Annotated in this window: 16 protein-coding genes; 4 read left to right on the top strand and 12 right to left on the bottom strand. The window is 74.4% G+C overall.

Annotated elements, in window-relative coordinates:
* Nucleotides 1–32: 32 nt before the first annotated feature.
* Nucleotides 33–545, bottom strand: a complete 513-nt coding sequence (locus tag MRBLMG1_RS18165; protein ID WP_367825095.1) for a GNAT family N-acetyltransferase — start codon at nt 543–545, stop codon at nt 33–35.
* A gap of 66 nt (nt 546–611) precedes the next feature.
* Between MRBLMG1_RS18165 and MRBLMG1_RS18170 the strand changes: the two genes are divergently transcribed.
* On the top strand, nt 612–944 hold the full coding sequence (locus tag MRBLMG1_RS18170; protein WP_367825096.1) for a 5-carboxymethyl-2-hydroxymuconate Delta-isomerase: 333 nt from the start codon (nt 612–614) through the stop codon (nt 942–944).
* On the opposite strand, the gene MRBLMG1_RS18175 is transcribed toward MRBLMG1_RS18170, so the two are convergent.
* Nucleotides 929–1,660 (bottom strand): TetR/AcrR family transcriptional regulator, encoded by a 732-nt coding sequence (locus MRBLMG1_RS18175; protein WP_367825097.1) that lies wholly within the window; start codon nt 1,658–1,660, stop codon nt 929–931. The two genes, MRBLMG1_RS18170 and MRBLMG1_RS18175, sit on opposite strands and share 16 nt — an antisense overlap.
* 37 nt (nt 1,661–1,697) lie before the next feature.
* On the opposite strand from MRBLMG1_RS18175, the gene MRBLMG1_RS18180 reads away from it, so the two are divergent.
* Complete coding sequence (locus tag MRBLMG1_RS18180) at nt 1,698–2,162, top strand: hypothetical protein (RefSeq protein WP_367825098.1); 465 nt, start codon at nt 1,698–1,700, stop codon at nt 2,160–2,162.
* 26 nt (nt 2,163–2,188) lie between these two features.
* Here the strand turns inward: MRBLMG1_RS18180 and MRBLMG1_RS18185 are convergent, their stop codons facing one another.
* From MRBLMG1_RS18185 to MRBLMG1_RS18205, 5 genes are all read right to left on the bottom strand, one after another.
* Nucleotides 2,189–3,250 (bottom strand): PDR/VanB family oxidoreductase, encoded by a 1,062-nt coding sequence (locus MRBLMG1_RS18185; RefSeq protein ID WP_367825099.1) that lies wholly within the window; start codon nt 3,248–3,250, stop codon nt 2,189–2,191.
* Nucleotides 3,250–4,134 (bottom strand): metal-dependent hydrolase, encoded by an 885-nt coding sequence (locus MRBLMG1_RS18190; RefSeq protein WP_367825100.1) that lies wholly within the window; start codon nt 4,132–4,134, stop codon nt 3,250–3,252. The genes MRBLMG1_RS18185 and MRBLMG1_RS18190 overlap by 1 nt, the downstream gene beginning before the upstream one ends.
* Before the next feature lie 144 nt (nt 4,135–4,278).
* Nucleotides 4,279–6,552 carry a hypothetical protein gene (locus tag MRBLMG1_RS18195; protein ID WP_367825101.1) on the bottom strand — a complete coding sequence of 758 codons (2,274 nt, stop codon included), beginning with the start codon at nt 6,550–6,552 and terminating at the stop codon, nt 4,279–4,281.
* A 190-nt stretch (nt 6,553–6,742) separates the two neighbouring features.
* Complete coding sequence (locus MRBLMG1_RS18200; protein WP_367825102.1) at nt 6,743–7,543, bottom strand: tyrosine-protein phosphatase; 801 nt, start codon at nt 7,541–7,543, stop codon at nt 6,743–6,745.
* A 191-nt stretch (nt 7,544–7,734) separates the two neighbouring features.
* On the bottom strand, nt 7,735–8,739 hold the full coding sequence (locus tag MRBLMG1_RS18205) for an NAD-dependent epimerase/dehydratase family protein (RefSeq protein ID WP_367825103.1): 1,005 nt from the start codon (nt 8,737–8,739) through the stop codon (nt 7,735–7,737).
* Between the two features lie 220 nt (nt 8,740–8,959).
* On the opposite strand from MRBLMG1_RS18205, the gene MRBLMG1_RS18210 reads away from it, so the two are divergent.
* Nucleotides 8,960–9,613, top strand: coding sequence for a hypothetical protein (locus MRBLMG1_RS18210; RefSeq protein ID WP_367825104.1), 654 nt, complete (start codon nt 8,960–8,962; stop codon nt 9,611–9,613).
* Nucleotides 9,614–9,663: 50 nt separating this feature from the next.
* Complete coding sequence (locus MRBLMG1_RS18215) at nt 9,664–11,097, top strand: PepSY-associated TM helix domain-containing protein (RefSeq protein ID WP_367825105.1); 1,434 nt, start codon at nt 9,664–9,666, stop codon at nt 11,095–11,097.
* On the opposite strand, the gene MRBLMG1_RS18220 is transcribed toward MRBLMG1_RS18215, so the two are convergent.
* The 5 genes from MRBLMG1_RS18220 to MRBLMG1_RS18240 form a co-directional block, all read right to left on the bottom strand.
* Nucleotides 11,098–11,673 (bottom strand): winged helix-turn-helix domain-containing protein, encoded by a 576-nt coding sequence (locus tag MRBLMG1_RS18220; RefSeq protein ID WP_367825106.1) that lies wholly within the window; start codon nt 11,671–11,673, stop codon nt 11,098–11,100.
* A gap of 104 nt (nt 11,674–11,777) precedes the next feature.
* Nucleotides 11,778–11,900, bottom strand: coding sequence for a hypothetical protein (locus MRBLMG1_RS18225; RefSeq protein ID WP_402461756.1), 123 nt, complete (start codon nt 11,898–11,900; stop codon nt 11,778–11,780).
* Nucleotides 11,901–12,062: 162 nt separating this feature from the next.
* Nucleotides 12,063–13,094: a glutamine synthetase gene (glnII, locus tag MRBLMG1_RS18230; protein WP_367825108.1), complete on the bottom strand. Its 1,032-nt coding sequence runs from the start codon at nt 13,092–13,094 to the stop codon at nt 12,063–12,065.
* Between the two features lie 156 nt (nt 13,095–13,250).
* Entirely contained in the window at nt 13,251–14,420 is a 1,170-nt protein-coding gene (locus MRBLMG1_RS18235; RefSeq protein WP_367825109.1) for an ARPP-2 domain-containing protein, read from the bottom strand.
* Entirely contained in the window at nt 14,417–15,826 is a 1,410-nt protein-coding gene (locus tag MRBLMG1_RS18240; protein WP_367825110.1) for a hypothetical protein, read from the bottom strand. The genes MRBLMG1_RS18235 and MRBLMG1_RS18240 overlap by 4 nt, the downstream gene beginning before the upstream one ends.
* Nucleotides 15,827–15,877 lie beyond the last annotated feature (51 nt).

Here is a 15,877-nt window from a genome sequence, read left to right on the forward strand (position 1 = left end):
CGGCCGAACCGGGCCCTGGCGTGACACCCTCGTCACGCCAGGGCCTTCTCCCTCAGCGTCACCGTGTACCGCCGGCCGTCGGCGCCGACCTTCTCCAGGTGCGGGACGACGGCCGCGTACCCGGCGCCCTCGTAGTACGTCCCCAGGCGCGGGTTGCGCGTCTCGCAGTCCAGCCGGGCCAGCGTCCGCCCCGAGGCGGCGATCCGCTCCTCCGCGTGCGCGAGCAGCGTCCGCCCCGTGCCCGCCGGCGCCGCCTCCCGGTCGGTCATCAGCCGGTGCACGTACCCCGCCACCGGCGGCTGCGGCCCCCAGACCTCCGGGTCCTCCCACCACAGCTCGTACGCGCCGACCACCCGGCCCCCGTGGGACGCCAGCCACACCTCGCCCCCGGCGATGCGCGCGCGGAAGTGCTCCGCGCCCTTCCCGCCCGGTTTCCACTGGTCGATCCCGTTCCGCACCATCCAGTGCGCCACCTCGTCGAACAGCCCCACCAGAACGTCCAGGTCGCGTGCGTCCGCCCGCCGGAAGGCCACTTGTGTCGTCATGGCGATCACCGTAAAGGTGTGGCCAGACATCCGACAGCCGTACCCCTCTGGCCGGGAGTGACCCTCATGCCGCAGATCACCGTCGACTACTCCGCGCCCCTCGACCGGCGCGGCTTCGCACTCGCCCTGCACCCGCTCGTCGCCGAGACCGTCGACTCGACCGTCGAGGCCTGCAAGACGCGCTTCCGGGAGGTCGAGGAGCTCGTCGTCGGGGACGGAGCCACCGACGACGTCGTCGTCCACGTCGAGATCGCCCTGCTGCCCGGCCGCCCGGACGCCCTCAAGGCACGGCTCGCGGAGGCCGTCCTCGACCTGCTGCCGACCTACCTCAAGGAGACGGAGGGCATCCGCCTCACCGCCGAGGTCCGCGACCTCGACCCGTCCTACCGCAAGCGCTGATCGGGCACGACCGGCGCCGCCCCGACGGCGGGCACCAGGGTGACGAGCCGGGCCACCAGGTCCGCGAAGGGGCCGTCGGCCGGCTCGTCGGCGAGGATCCCGAGCAGGATCCCCGCCATGTCCGCGTCGTAGGCGGCACTCACCGCGGCGAGCGCCGCGAAGTCGTGCACGAGCTGCAACTCCAGCTCCGCGCGCGGGACGCGGCGGCCGTCCAGCCACAGCAGCGCCGTCGACTCGGCGAGCGACACCCAGGACCGGACGACCAACTCCAGGCGCGCCGAGGGCTTCTCGACCTCCAGGTGCGCCAGGATCTGCTCGTACGCGGCCTGCCGCACCTCGTCGATCATCGCGTTCGTCGTCGACGAACCCACCGCGGGACCGCCGCGCATCAGCGCCGCGAACCCCGGCCCGTGCTCGTCCACGAAGTCGAAGAACCGGCCCATCACCCGCAGCAGCCGCGCCCCCAGCGGGCCCCGCGGCGGCTCCACGAACCGGTCCGCGAGCTCGTCGGCCGCCCGCCGCAGAGCCGCCTCGTACAGGCTCTGCTTGCCGGGGAAGTAGTGGTAGACCAACGGCCGCGAGATCCCCGCGGCCGCGGCGATCTCGTCGATGGACACCTCGTCGGGAGAGCGGTGGCTGAAGAGTTCGAGTGCCACCCCGATCAGCTGCTGCTTGCGCTCCTCGACGCCCATCCTGCGGCGTACCCCGGTCGTCATACGAACAGCCTAACGGGGTCCGTTACGCTCCTGCTTCATGAGCGCTTCCGACCAGGACACCACGGCGACCAAGGCCACGGAGACCGACGAGGCCACCGAGCCCGACGACATCGACGACAGCGGCGAGGACGCCGACATCGCCGACGCCGCCGAGGACGCCGCCGATGGGGTCGACGAGGCCGACGAGGACGACGTACTCGACGAGGACGATGAGGACGATGAGGCCGGCGAGGCGGTCCCCGGAGAGGGCCTCACGCCCAAGCAGGCGCGGCGGCTCCGCGTCGCCGCCGCCTCCGTCCTGCTCGTCGCCCTCGCCGTGGTCCTGGTGGTCCGCCTCGCGAGCCGTACGTCCGTCCTGGTCGTCGGCGTGTACGGCCTCGCGATGATCCTGTGCGGCGTCGTGATCGAACTCTCCCGCAACGGCCGTACGCGGCTGGCCACATGGCTCCTGGCGGGAGGCCTGGCCGCCGCGCTCGCCTTCGACTGGCTGATCCTGCCGTAGTACCCCGTTCAGCCGCAGCACCCCGTTCAGAGGTCCAGGACGAGCCGCTTCCCCGCGCAGCGCGAGACGCAGATCAGCATCGAGTCGTCCCGCTCGGCATCCGTCAGCAGCTCGTCCCGGTGCTCGATCTCGCCGTCGAGGACCGGCTGGCGGCAGGTGCCGCAGAAGCCCTGCCGGCAGGAGTACATGATTCCCGGCAGCTCCTCGCGGACCGCGTCGAGGACCGACTGGTCGGCTCCCACCGTCAACGTACGGCCGGATCGGCGGAGTTCGACCTCGAAGGCGGTGCCGCCGGTCGTGGCCGCGGCCGAGAAGCGCTCGAAGCGCGCCGTCCGGCCCTCCGGCATCGCCGCCGCCACCGCGTCCATCAGCCCGTCGGGGCCGCAGCAGTAGACGACGGTCCCCTCCGGCAGCCCGCCGAGCGCGCCCAGATCGGGGAAGCCGGACTCGTCCTCGGCGACGACCGTCACGCGGTCGGCGCCGAGCCGCTCGACCTCCTCCAGGTACGGCATGGTGGCCCGGCTCCGCCCGCAGTACACGAGCCGCCAGTCCGACCCGGCGGCCCGGGCGGCGCGCACCATCGGCAGGACCGGGGTGACGCCGATGCCGCCGGCGACGAAGACGTACGCGGGGGCGTCGACCAGCGGGAAGCGGTTGCGGGGTCCCCGGATCTCGACCTCCACGCCCTCGTGGAGCTGCTCGTGGACCTCGCGCGAGCCGCCGCGGCCGCCCTGCCCCTCGTCGACGAGGCGGGTCGCCACGGTGTACGCGCCGGTGTCGGCGGGGTCGCCGCACAGCGAGTACTGCCGGACGAGGCCCGACGGCAGGACGAGGTCGATGTGCGCGCCGGGCTGCCAGGCGGGCAGTCCCGCACCCTCCAGGCGCAGTTCGACGACCCCCTCGGCGGGCGTGGCCCGGCCGGTCACGAGGGCCTTGCGGGGGACGGTGCTGCCCCGGCCGTACCCGGAGACGGGCTCGTCGAGGGCGGGCATCGGCCAGAGCGGCGCGGTGGACATCCGGCTGCGGACGGCGCGGCGGACGAGCAGCGCGGCCCCGGCGGCCAGGACGACGGTGGTGAACCGGGGCATCAGCGGCCTCCGTTGGCGCCGGGGGAGGAGGCCAGGTAGGCCATCGCCTGCGCGGTGTCGCCCTCCTGCGAGGGGTGGTAGGCGCGGGAGAGGTAGCGGGGGATGGAACGCAGCATGTCGGGGGTCGACGGCAGCACGCCCTTGCGGCCCCGGCGGACGAAGTCCGCGAAGGAGGCCTTCGGGTCGAGCAGGCTCGGGTCGTTCTCCATGAAGAAGCGGATGCCCCGCTGCCACAGGAAGACCAGCGCGGAGAAGGCGAGCGCCCAGGTGCGGGCGCGGCGCCGGTAGCCGCCGTCGAGGTGCATGAACAGCTCGAAGGCGACCGAGCGGTGCTCGACCTCCTCCGCCCCGTGCCAGCGGAGCAGGTCCAGCATCGTCGGGTCGGCGCCGACCCGGTCGAGCGCGTCGGCGTTGAGCACCCAGTTGCCCAGGAACGCGGTGTAGTGCTCGATCGCGGCGATCATCGCGACCCGCTCCATCAGCCACCAGCGGCGCGGCCGGCCGGGCGGCAGGGTGCGGTCCCCGAGGAGCTTCTCGAAGAACCAGTCGACCTGCGCGGTGTACGGCGTGGGGTCGAGGCCCAGCTTCCGCAGGTGGGGGAGGACGTCGTCGTGGGCCTGGGAGTGGATCGCCTCCTGGCCGATGAAGCCGATGACGTCCTCGCGCAGCCGGTCGTCGGTGATGTACGGCAGCGCCTGCTTGTAGACGTGCACGAACCAGCGCTCACCGGCCGGGAGCAGCAGGTGCAGCACGTTGATGGTGTGCGTGGTGAAGGGGTCGCCGGGTACCCAGTGGAGCGGGGTCTCCTCCCAGTCGAAGGAGACCTTGCGGGCCTTGAGCTCGACGTGTTGCGACGCCACCGGGGCAGGCTGCGTATTAGACATGTCGTCAATGTACTGAGGGGTAGGTCCGGGCAACAGGCCCCTGCAGCGCCTTTTTCCGGCCCGCGCCCCGCGCGCGTGCCCCCGGCCCCGGCCCGGTCGCCACAGGTTCCTCCGCCCTGGTCGCCGCAGGTTGCTCCGCCCCGGTCACCGCAGGGCGGCGCGCCGCGTGCCGTCCCCCAGCGTCCCGTCCAGATCCGCCCGAGCCCCCGCCTTCGCCCGCACCGCGAGCACCGGGCCGTCCGAACGGCCCTTCACCCCGCCCGACAGCTCCAGGGCGGTGAACTCCGCGCTGCCCGCCGCCAGGACGTACCAGCCGCCGCGCGGCGCCTGCCACAACACCCCCGCCAGGACCCGCGGATCGCGCACCCCGCACGCGGGCGACCCCTCGGAGCGCGCCGCGAGCGCCGCCGGCACCTTCGCCGACGGGACCAGGAACTGGGCGAGGACCCGGGCGCCCGTGCCCCGCCAGGTCTCCGCGCGCGTGCACAGCCAGGTGCCCCGCCCTGCGCCCTCCGGCAGCTGCTGCCGCGCGAACCGCCAGGCGTTCACCGACCGCACCCCGTGCGCCCGCACCGCCGTCAGCTGGCACGCCGTCCGCGCCCACGCCTCCCGCGCCTCGCGTCCGGTCGCGTCCACCGGCGCCGCCGGCGGGCCCCACAGGAGCCGGGCGGGCGCCAGCTCGCCGAGGTCCGACAGGAGCCGCAGCCCCGAACCGTCCCGCACCTGGAGGGCGTTCCAGCGGACGCAGCCCTTCGCCTCCGCCGGACTCGGCACCGGCTCGGTCACCCCGTACGTGTCCCGGGCCAGCGGCCACGGCTCCTTGGCGGGCGCCAGCAGGTCGCGCACCGCCGTGTCCCGCACCCAGGGGGCCGTCAGATAGCGGACGTTGCCCGAGGCCCTGGACAGGACGAGCGCCGTCGAACCGGCCGTGTCGGCCCCGTCCGTACGCGCGAAGTCCAGCGCCGCCCCCGCCCCCTCCCGGAGCGGCTCCGCGTAGCGCACCACCCGCAGCCCGTCGTGGAAGAGCACCACCCGGGCCCCGTCCACCACCCCCGCGAACAGCAGCTGCGGCGATCCCATCGGCGGCCCCACCGGCGTCCCCGGCGTCGCCGACGACCGCACCGAAAGCCCGGGCCGCGCCCACACGGCGAGCGCCCGCCGCACCAGCGCGCCGTCCCCGAGGAGACCACCGCGCGCGGGCCACACCGAGAAGTCCTGGCGCGTCGAACCCGGCCACGCGGCCGGATCCACCCGCTTCACCGCCCCCGGGTCGAGCGCCGCCTCGGCCGCCGGATTGCGCGCGTACGACGGCGCCGCAGCACCGTTTCTTCCCCACCCGTCCCCCGGCAGCCCCAGCAGCATCCCGCAGACCGCCAGCGCCGCCACCGCCACCAGTGCCGCCCGCCCGTGCTGCCGCCGCCGCATCAGATCCGTCGGCCGCGCCTGCAGCGCGCACGGATCGAACTCGTCGGACTCCAGCAGCGCCGCCCCACTCACCCGCCCGGCCCGCCCGCCCCCGAGCGGACCGGGCGCACCGCCGGCCCCACGGGACCCGAGAGGGGCGGCACCGCCGGCTCCGTCGGGACCCGCACCACCGGCTCCTGAGCCGTCCCCACCGTCGCGGTCCGCCCGGAGGCCGGGGTTCGGCGCGCCGGTCCCGGTCCCGCCATTCCCGCCGCGGCCGCCCTGCCCGCCCTGCCCGCCCTGCCCGCCCTGCCCGCCGGGCCGGCCCCGGCCCCGCCCAGGACCGGCCTGCTCGCCGACCCGCTCGCCGGATCCACCGGGGGTGGCCCTTCCGGCCGGACCGGAAGGGGCGTCGTCCGCGGAGTCCGGCGTGTCCAGTGCGTCGAGGGCGTCCAGGGCGTCCGCCTCGGCCAGGGCGGCCCCCGGGTCGTCGACGCCGACCGCGGCGAGGACGCGCAGGACCTCGGGGTCGCCCTGGCGCTCCAGACCGCGCAGGACGTAGGCCGCGCGGCCGGGGCCGGAGAGGCGGGACAGGTGCTGGTCCAGGGCGAGTTCGTCGGCGCCGCCGACCCGGGGGAAGAGCCGGAGGCCCCACACGTGCGGGAGCAGGGGCGGGAACTGCGCCCGGCGCGGCAGCGCGAGCCGCCGGAGCGGCAGTCCGGCGACGAGTGCCTGCCGCAGCACCTCGCCCCGTACGTACGCGTACCCGGGATCGACCGCGTCCTCGGCCCGGCGCGGCCCCGGCAGGGAGGCGGGGCCCGGCACCCGGCGGCGCGGCAGTGAGCGCTGGACGAGCGCGTGCGCGGTCAGGACCCGGCGGTTGCGGCCCAGCGACGGCGGCAACACGAGATAGGCGATGCGCACGAGACGCGGATAGCGCTCGACGAGCGCGGCCTCGGCCTGCTCGACGTCGACGGGGCCCACGGGCGAGGGAACGAGATCCTGGGTGCTCACGTTCAGCAGAACGAGCGATTCTTGCGATGGTCACCCCGGCCCCTGGGCGGCAGGCGGGCACCGCCGGGGTCGCGCGGGGGCGCCGCGCGGGTGGGGAGTCGGGCCGCGGTGGCCGTCGGAGTCAGGCCGAGGTGGCCGTCGGAGTCAGGCCGCGGTGGCCGTCGGAGTCAGGCCGCGGTGACTGTCGGAGTCAGGCCGCGGTGACCGTCAGCCGCTCCCGGATCAGCGCCGTCACCTCGTCCGGGACGCCGAGCCCCTCCCGTACGTACGCCTCCATCGAACCGTGCCGGACCTTGACTTCGTCGAGCGCCGCGTCCAGGTACTCCGGCAGCACCCCGATCAGGTCGAGGGCCAGCTGAGGGTCGCCGCCCTGCGCCGTGAACCCCTCGATCATCGGCGCGAACGCCTGTCGCACCGCCGGATTCACCGACAGGTACTCGCCCCGCACCGTGTCCTCGTCCGCGCCGAGCAGTGACAGCACCACCGTCGCCGCCCAGCCCGTCCGGTCCTTGCCCGCCGAGCAGTGGAACAGCAGCGGCCCGGCCCCCGGTGCGCCCAGCTCGCCGAGCAGGGCGCGGTACGACGCGCGGGCGGAGTCCCCGGACACGAACGTCCGGTAGGTCCGCGCGAACGCCTCCCGCACCCGGCCCCCGCCCAGGTGCTCCTCGGCCAGCGCCGGGTCGGCGAGCAGCTTCTTCAGCCGCGCGGCGGGCGGCAGCCCACTGCCGGCCAGCTGGTCGGAGAGCACGTCCGCGACGAGCCCCCGCGCACCGGCCGGGAGCCGGTCGGGCCGCTCCAGGCGCTCCCGCTCCGTCCGCAGGTCGACGACCGTGCGGATGCCCAGGTCCGCCACCGCCGGCTCCTCCGGGTCGAGCCGGTCGAGCTGCGCGGAACGCAGGACCCGGCCGGCCCGCACGGCCCGCCCGTCGCCGAGCGGCAGACCGCCGAGATCACGGAGGTTGGCGACGGAGGTGGCGGGGATGGCGGGCATGGCGTCGGCTCCTCCGGTTCGTACGCGTTCGTGTCGACCGTAGTGGATCGCCAGGAAACGGGCAGATCGTGACGATCCGTACGGGCAGATAGCGACGATCCGCACGGGCAGATCGTGACGATCCGTACGGGCAGATAGCGACGATCCGCACGGGCAGATCGTGACGATCCGTACGAGCGGACGCGGGCGCCTCACTCCCCGGGAGCCCCCAGCTCGGCCAGGACCTTCGCCTCCCGTTCCGGGGAGAGGCCGACCGGCGGCCGGTCCGGGCGCTGCGGCGCGGTCCCGCCGATCGACCGCAGCCAGGCCCAGGTGTCGGCGACCGTCTCCGCCACCGGCCGGCAGCGCAGCCCGGCGGCGACCGCCCGCGAGACGTCGGCGGCGTGCATCGCGTCGTACATCTCGCCCGGCGGCACCCACACCGGCAGCTCCGTCCAGGGCTCGACGCCGGCCGCGAGGACCGCGTCCGGCGCTGTCCAGCGCAGTGCGGCGTCCGAGCCGGTGACGCGCACACAGGCGTCGAGGAGCTCACCCATGGTCGTGTGCCCGGCAGGCGAGATGAGGTTGTACGGCCCCGAGAGCCCGGCCTCCACCGCGTCCAGCGTCCACACGGCCAGGTCGCGGGCGTCGATGTACTGGAGCGGCATGGTCTCCGGGCCCGGCGCCAGGACCGGGCCGCCGCGCGCGATCCGGCCCAGCCACCAGGGGAGCCGGCCCACGTTCTCGTAGGGGCCGATGATCAGGCCCGCCCGGACGAACAGCGTCCGTTCCGGTCCGAAGGCGGCCGCGGCGGCGAGTTCGCCGCCCCGCTTGGCCTCCGCGTACGGCACGTCCCCGTCGTCGGGCGAACCCTCCACCAGCGGGCCGTCCTCCGCGAGTCCGGCCGCCGCGGGCCACGTGTACACGGACCGGCTCGACACGTACGCGTAGCGCCCGACCCGGTCCGCGAGCAGCCGTGCCACGTCCCGCACCGCCGACGGCGCGGCGGACCAGGTGTCCACGACGGCGTCCCAGGACCCCGTTTCGAGGGCGGCCAGGCCCCCCGGGGCCGTGCGGTCGCCGATCAGCGACACGACTCCCTCCGGCGGCGTGTGGCGGCCCCGGTGGAAGACCGTCACCTCCCAGCCCCGGCCGAGCGCCTCCTCGACGACCGCGCGGCCGACGAATTCCGTACCTCCGAGCATCAGCAATCTCATGATCCGAAGCCTGCCCGGCCGGGCGGGCCGGGGCGAGGGGGTTCCGCTCCCGGAGGATTCCGCCAGGGGAGGAACCACGCCCGGAGGCCGCCTCTCCGGCCACCCGGCCGGGGTGACAACATGGTCGGCGATGACGCATGCCCGGTCGCCGCTGCGCGCCCTGCGAGCCGTACTCTTCGCGGCGGTCTGCGTCACCCTGGCAGCCATGGGGCATTCGTCCATGTCTGCGCACCCCCTTCGGGCCTCCACCCTCCTCGCCGCCTTCACCGCCACCACGGCGGTCGCCTGGGCCGCCGCCGGCCGCCACCGGAGCACCCCGACCATCGCCGGCGCCCTCCTCGTCCTCCAGGGCGCCCTCCACCTGAGCTTCTCGACCGCCGCCGCCCACCCGGCCGCGGCCACCCCACCCCCGCCCCCCAACGCCCTGCCGCACGCGATGCCGGGGATGGCCGGCCACGCGCACGGGATGCCGGGGATGACCGACCATGCGCACGCGATGCACGGGATGACCGACCACGCGCACGCGATGCCGGGCATGGCCGATCACGCTGCGGCGGCCGTCGCCGCGCAGCCCGCGTCCGGGGCCGGGATGGTCGCCGTCCACCTCCTCGCCGCGCTGCTCTGCGGCCTCTGGCTGGCCCGTGGCGAAGCCGCGTTCCTCGCGGTCGCCGGGGCCGCCCTCGCGTACGCGTTCACCCCGCTGCGCCGACTGACCGTGCGCGTCGGCGTGCCGGACGCCCCGCGACCGCCGCACCGCCGGCGGCGCCGGAACGCCCGCCGCCCGCACGCCGTCGTCCTCGCGCACACCCTGTCCCGGCGCGGCCCGCCCCGGCTGTCCGCACCCCACGCCACGACCCTCGGAGCGCACGTCTGACCGGGGGTCCCTTTCCCCTGTCTGCACCGAACTCCTAGGACAGCCACGTCATGACGACCGTCCACGATCCCGCACGCCCGGACACCCCCGAGGCGCCACCGTCGGAAACCGCCCCCGAGCCGCGCACGTCCGGCGGCACCTGGAGCGCCCTGCGCCCCCTCGTGATGCGCCTCCACTTCTACGCGGGCGTCCTCGTCGCCCCGTTCCTCCTCGTCGCCGCCGTCAGCGGTCTGCTGTACGCGCTCTCCTTCCAGGCCGAGAAGGTGTACTACGCGCACGAGCTGGAGGTCCCCGTCGGCGACACGACCCTGCCGCTCTCCCGGCAGGTGGAGACCGCCCGCGCGGCCAACCCGAACGGCACCGTCACCGCCGTCTGGCCCGGCGCCGAACCCGGTGCGACCACCCGGGTCCTGATGGCCGACCCGGACGCCCCCGAAGGCGCCTCGACGGCCGTCTTCGTCGACCCGTACACCGGTGAGGTGCGCGGGCAGCTGCCCAGCTACGGCGGCTCCGGTGCCCTCCCGCTGCGCACCTGGCTGGACGAGCTCCACCGCGACCTGCACCTCGGCGAGTTCGGGCGCAACTACAGCGAGCTCGCCGCGAGCTGGCTGTGGGTGATCGCGCTCGGCGGCCTGCTGCTCTGGCTCGGCCGCCGTCGCCGCAACCGGCGTGCGCTCGTCCTGCCCGAGCGGGGCCCGAAGTCCCGCCGCCGCACCCTGTCCTGGCACGGCTCGGTCGGCCTGTGGGCGGTGACCGGCCTCGTCCTGCTCTCCGCGACCGGCCTGACCTGGTCGCGGTACGCGGGCGAGAACATCGGCACCGTGCAGGACGGTCTCGGCGGCGCGACCCCCACCCTGACCGCCACCGTCGGCGGCGGTGCCGGCGGCTCCTCCGAGCACGAGGGCCACGGCGCCGGCCACACCCCGGCCGCTCCCGCCGCGGGCACGGACACCGGCCTCGACAAGGCCGTCGCGGCGGCCCGCGCGGCCGGCATCGACAGCCCGCGGATCTCCGTCGTCCTGCCCGCCGAGGGCAAGGGGTACGTGATCAAGGAGACCGACACCCAGTTCCCGCTCCAGCTGGACTCGGTGGCCGTGAACCCGGCCGACGGCGCGGTCCTCGACCGCCTCGCCTTCGCCGACTACCCGCTCCTCGCGAAGCTCACCCGCATCGGCATCGACGCCCACACCGGCGTCTTGCTGGGCCTGTTCAACCAACTGGCCCTGGCCGTGCTCGCGCTCGCGCTGATCCTGCTCATCCTCTGGGGCTACCGCATGTGGTGGCTGCGCCGTCCCGGCCGACCGGTGGCCCGCGGCGCCTGGCGGAAGGTCCCGGTGACCCTGCTGCTGCCGCTCGCCGCGGCCACGGCGGTCGTCGGCTGGTTCGTCCCGCTGCTCGGCCTCAGCCTGCTGTTCTTCCTCGCCGTGGACCTCACCCTCGCCGCCGTGGCGAAGGTGAGGGCGCGCCAGGGCCGAACCGCCTGATCAGGGCGTGTACTTGTAGCCGACCCGCCGCACGGTCTGGATCGTGTGGCGGTGCTCGGCCCCCAGCTTCCGCCGCAGCCGCGCCACGTGCACGTCGACCGTCCGGCCGTCGCCGACGTGCCCGTACCCCCACACCGTCGTGACCAACTGGTCCCGCGTATGCACCCGGTGGGGATGGGCCACCAGATGCGCGAGCAGCTCGAACTCCAAGTACGTCAGATCGAGAGCCTGTCCGTCGACGACGGCGATCCGCTGCACGTCGTCGATGCTCACCGGCCCCTGCTCCTCGGCACCCGCGGCGGCCGCGGGCCCGGGCACCGGCGCCACCGGCAACTGCGCCTGCTGGTCCGCCGGTACGAGCACCAGGTACCCGACCATCGGCGGCCGTCCCGGCAGCGCCGGCAGCGTGTGCTGCGGCGCCGGCACCAGCGTCGCCCCGGGCGGCAGGAAGCTCGCCACCTGCGCCAGGTCGACGACCTCGTTCGGATCGACGGCCCGCAGCCGATGCCGGCCGGGCCGTACGGCGGTCAGAGGGGAAGCGGTGGAAGCGGTGGAAGCGATCTGGGTGTGCACCATGGAGAACTCAGCTCTTTCGCGCGAGGAGGGACGGACATGCGTCGAACGCCAGTCGTCATGCGCGTCAGCCGAAGGCCGTGGATCGGACCGTACCGATCAGGGCTTTAGAGGGCCGACGCCTTCATCGCGCGGCAACACACCCGGTCGAAGTCGTGGTGCTGCCGGGAGGGCCAGAACGGCTCGAGGTCGTGACGACCCGTCGCGGTGTCGTTCTTCATGATGGCCATATCCCTATTGAACCAGAAGGGAATGCCTCCGACGAGCCTTTCGGCAGTCGAACACCGTGTCATCCGTCCCACATGACGGAAGGGGCGCCCACCGTGTGAAACGGTGGGCGCCCCTTCCGGAGTGCGCGATCAGACGCTGATCAGGTGCTGATCGGTTGCGGATCAGACCTGGCCGGCCGCGGCGAGGGCCTCGCAGCAGGTGTCCACGATGAGGCGGGTCACCACGTACGGGTCGACGTTGGCGTTCGGGCGGCGGTCCTCGATGTAGCCCTTCTGGTCCTGCTCGACCTGCCACGGGATGCGGACCGAGGCGCCGCGGTCGGAGACGCCGTAGGAGTACTCGTCCCACGGGGCGGTCTCGTGCAGGCCGGTGAGGCGCTCGTCGATGCCGGCGCCGTAGTTCTTGACGTGGTCCAGCGGCTTCGAGCCCTGGCCGAGGGACTCGCAGGCGGTGATGATGGCGTCGTAGCCCTCGCGCATCGCCTTGGTGGAGAAGTTGGTGTGCGCGCCGGCACCGTTCCAGTCGCCCTTGACCGGCTTCGGGTCGAGGGTGGCGGCGACGTTGAAGTCCTCGGCGGTGCGGTACAGCAGCCAGCGGGCGACCCACAGCTGGTCGGAGACCTCGAGCGGGGCGAGCGGGCCGACCTGGAACTCCCACTGGCCGGGCATGACCTCGGCGTTGATGCCGGAGATGCCGAGACCCGCCTTGAGGCAGTTCTCGAGGTGCGCCTCGACGACCGGGCGGCCGTGGATCTCGTCCACGCCGACGCCGCAGTAGTAGCCGCCCTGCGGGGCCGGGAAGCCGTTGACCGGGAAGCCGAGCGGGCGGGTGCCGTCGAAGAAGGTGTACTCCTGCTCGATGCCGAAGATCGACTCCTGGGAGGCGTACTTCGCGGCGACCTCGGCCAGCGCGGCGCGGGTGTTGGACTCGTGCGGCGTCATGTCCGTGTTGAGGACCTCGCAGAGCACCAGGATGTCGTTGCCGCCGCGGATCGGGTCCGGGCAGACGAAGACCGGCTTGAGGACACGGTCCGACGCGTGGCCCTCGGCCTGGTTCGTGCTGGAACCGTCGAAGCCCCAGATCGGCAGCTCGTCGAGAGCGAGGCCCTCACCGGCGATGATCTTCGTCTTGGAACGAAGCTTCGCGGTCGGCTCGGTGCCGTCGATCCAGATGTACTCAGCCTTGAAGGTCACGGGTCTCATCCTTTGGCGTGCTGCTGCGGGGTTCCGTCGCGGCTCGCGGCACTGCGAGAAGCTGCGGTGTCTGCGCTGACTGCGCTGTTTGTGTTCGACCGCAGCTTCGCAACACGGGATTTCCCGTCGGTTGCCCGTTTGTGAACCCCGTGTTACTCAGCTTTCCTGATTTTCGCGCAGCCGCTGTGCGACGACGTGCGCGTCGAGCAGCCCACCGAGCCCCGCCGCCCGGACCCGCCGCACGACCTCCCCGTACGAGGTGCCCAGGGCCTCCGCCGTCCGCCCGAGGTGCCAGTCGGCGTCGGCGAGCCGCCGCAGCAGGTACCCCTTGCGGATCTGGGCCTCCGACAGCCGGAAGCTCTTCAGATAGGCCGTCCGCCCCTTGTGGTCGGTGATCAGCTCGCCGATGTGCTGCTCCTGCCCGCCCCGCAGGAACGGCGGCAGGAACCGGTACAGGTCGAACGACCCCATCCGGTACACCCGCTCGAAGGCGTACGGCGTCTCCAGGAGGTCGCGCGCCATCAGCCCGTCGTGCGCCACCGCCCAGGCCCGCTCCTGCTCCCGCGCCGCCGCCCGCAGGTCCGCGAGGGTACGGACGCCGCCGGCCCCGTCCCGGATCCGCGCCGTGAACTCGGGCACCGGGGCGCCGTAGTACGCGTACTGGTGCACCAGCTCCCCGTACAGGTCCTCCACCAGCGTCGGATGCAGCAGGCGGTAGTCGTCGGGGTGCGGCACCACGAAGGACGCGGCCAGCGAGTCGGCCACGTACAGCAGCAGCCCGCACTGGCCCGGATGGAGCTCGAAGATCCGCAGCGCCTCCGCGAGCCCCGGCACCGACCACCCCGCGTACGCGGCCTCCGCGCGCGGCGAAAGACCGCGCCGCAGGGCCTCCCGCGACCAGTCGTCCCACACCACCGACGGCCCGCCGAAGTGCAGCGCGAGATACCCCTCCAGGGCGAGGTGGAGCGGCAGGAACCGCAGCCGCCGCTCACCCTGGCGCCGCTTGGCCAGCCGGTGGACGCGTCGCACGGGCACGCTCGGCGGCGCGCCCTCGCCGCCGAGCACGGTCCCGTACGCGGCCTGCTCGGCACCCGTCCCGGCCCCCGCCCCGCCGCCCGTCCAGTCGGCGACGAAGCCGTGCGGGACGTAGGAGGTGTACGAGGTCCGGTCGCCGAGGGCGACGGAGGTCGCGCCCCACCCCTCGTACACCTCCCGGCGCAGCCGCAGCCCCGCCACCGGCTCGGCCCGCACCAGCGGCACGAGCCGTACCCCGCCCCACACCTGCGCCGGGCGCACGTCGAGGCCGGTCAGGTCGATGCGGGTCATGCCCCTGCCCCCTTCAGGAAGAGCTCCACCCGGCGGTCGAGATAGGCCCGCAGCTCCGTGAAGCCCGTCCGCCCCTCGGCGAACTGCGCGATCTCCACCAGCGCCGCCAGGTCCTCCGCGTCCCGGATCCCGGCCGTCGGCACGCTCGGCGCGAGCCGACGCACGTCGAAGCCGTCCGCGTCGTATACGGGGTTGAGGTGGACGACACTCGTCCGGCGCCCCGGATCGAGCCGCGCGCGCCACACCCGCAGGACCTCTCCCGCGAGCCCCGGCGGCGCGTTGTCCCAGCCGTCCGACACGATCACCACCCGCTCGGGGCCCGTCTCCAGGGCGTCCAGGATCCGTGTCCCCAGCGGCGTCGGCCCGTACGGCCGGACGAGCAGCGGATCGTCCCCGCCCGAGGTCCACAGCGCGGTGTACGCCCCCGGTGCCGCGAGGGCCTCCAGGAGGAAGTGCCCGCCCAGCGCGACCGCCAGCGGCCGGCGCCGCTTCACCGCCGAACCGGACGACGAGAAGCTGTCGTCGAGCACCGCAGTCACCCGCCCCCAGCTCCCGGCGTACGGCCCCGCCGCGCGCCGGGCGGACGCGCGCAGCGCCCGCGTGAGCTCGGCCCGGCGCTCGACCCGCTCGCCGAACGGCAGCCCCAGGACGTACAGCGCGAGCCGGGTCAGCGGCATCACGGACAGGTCCGTCCCGCCGCCCGCCGCCCGGTCCGTCCTGAGCCGTTCGAGACGGGTCATCCGGGGCGCGATCCGCTCCAGGAACAGCGCACGGGGCACCCCGTGCTTCGCGGCGAACCCCTCGGCGACCGTGAACGGCAGCTCGTACACCGCCGACTGCTCGTAGTGCGCCCGGCGGTGCGCGTCGAGGGTGGCGTTCCCGTACCGCACGCGGCGGCCGGGCGCGAAGAGGAAGTCGCCGGTCTCGGGGTCGGCGGGACGGCCGTGGACGTGCCGCAGGGCGGTCTTCACCCCGCTGCGGTACTTCACCGCGTCCAGCGCCGGATCGGGGCGGGCCGCGAGCCACGCGCGCACGATCGCGCGCGTGCGCCGGTTGTTGACCCCGGCGGCCCGCAGCGCGCGGAACAACCGGTAGACCCGCTGCGGCGGCAGGAGCGCGAGCCGCGCGGCGATCAGCCGGCCCTCGGCCCGCCTCTCCTCGACCCCGCCGGCCTCCCCGGCGGTGCGCAGCAGCCCTTCGATGATCAGGGCGGCGTTGTGGTGGTTGACGTCGAGCGCGAGGGCGGCCGCGTACACGGGCCGGTAGTTGATCCGCACGTACTCGTGGAGGAAGAACAGCGAGAACCGCTGCTCGGCGGCGGAGGAGCGGAACTCCCGCTGGCCGGTGGCGGTCACGGCGGCGTTCACGAAGAGGAGCACGTCCTCCGCGGCGACGAGCTCGGACACGGCGCTCCCCCTTCTCGCATGGAAGCCGGCCGGGGAATGAGGGCGCGAACA

The sequence above is a fragment of the Streptomyces sp. LMG1-1-1.1 genome (assembly GCF_040815545.1).
Lineage (GTDB): Bacteria > Actinomycetota > Actinomycetes > Streptomycetales > Streptomycetaceae > Streptomyces.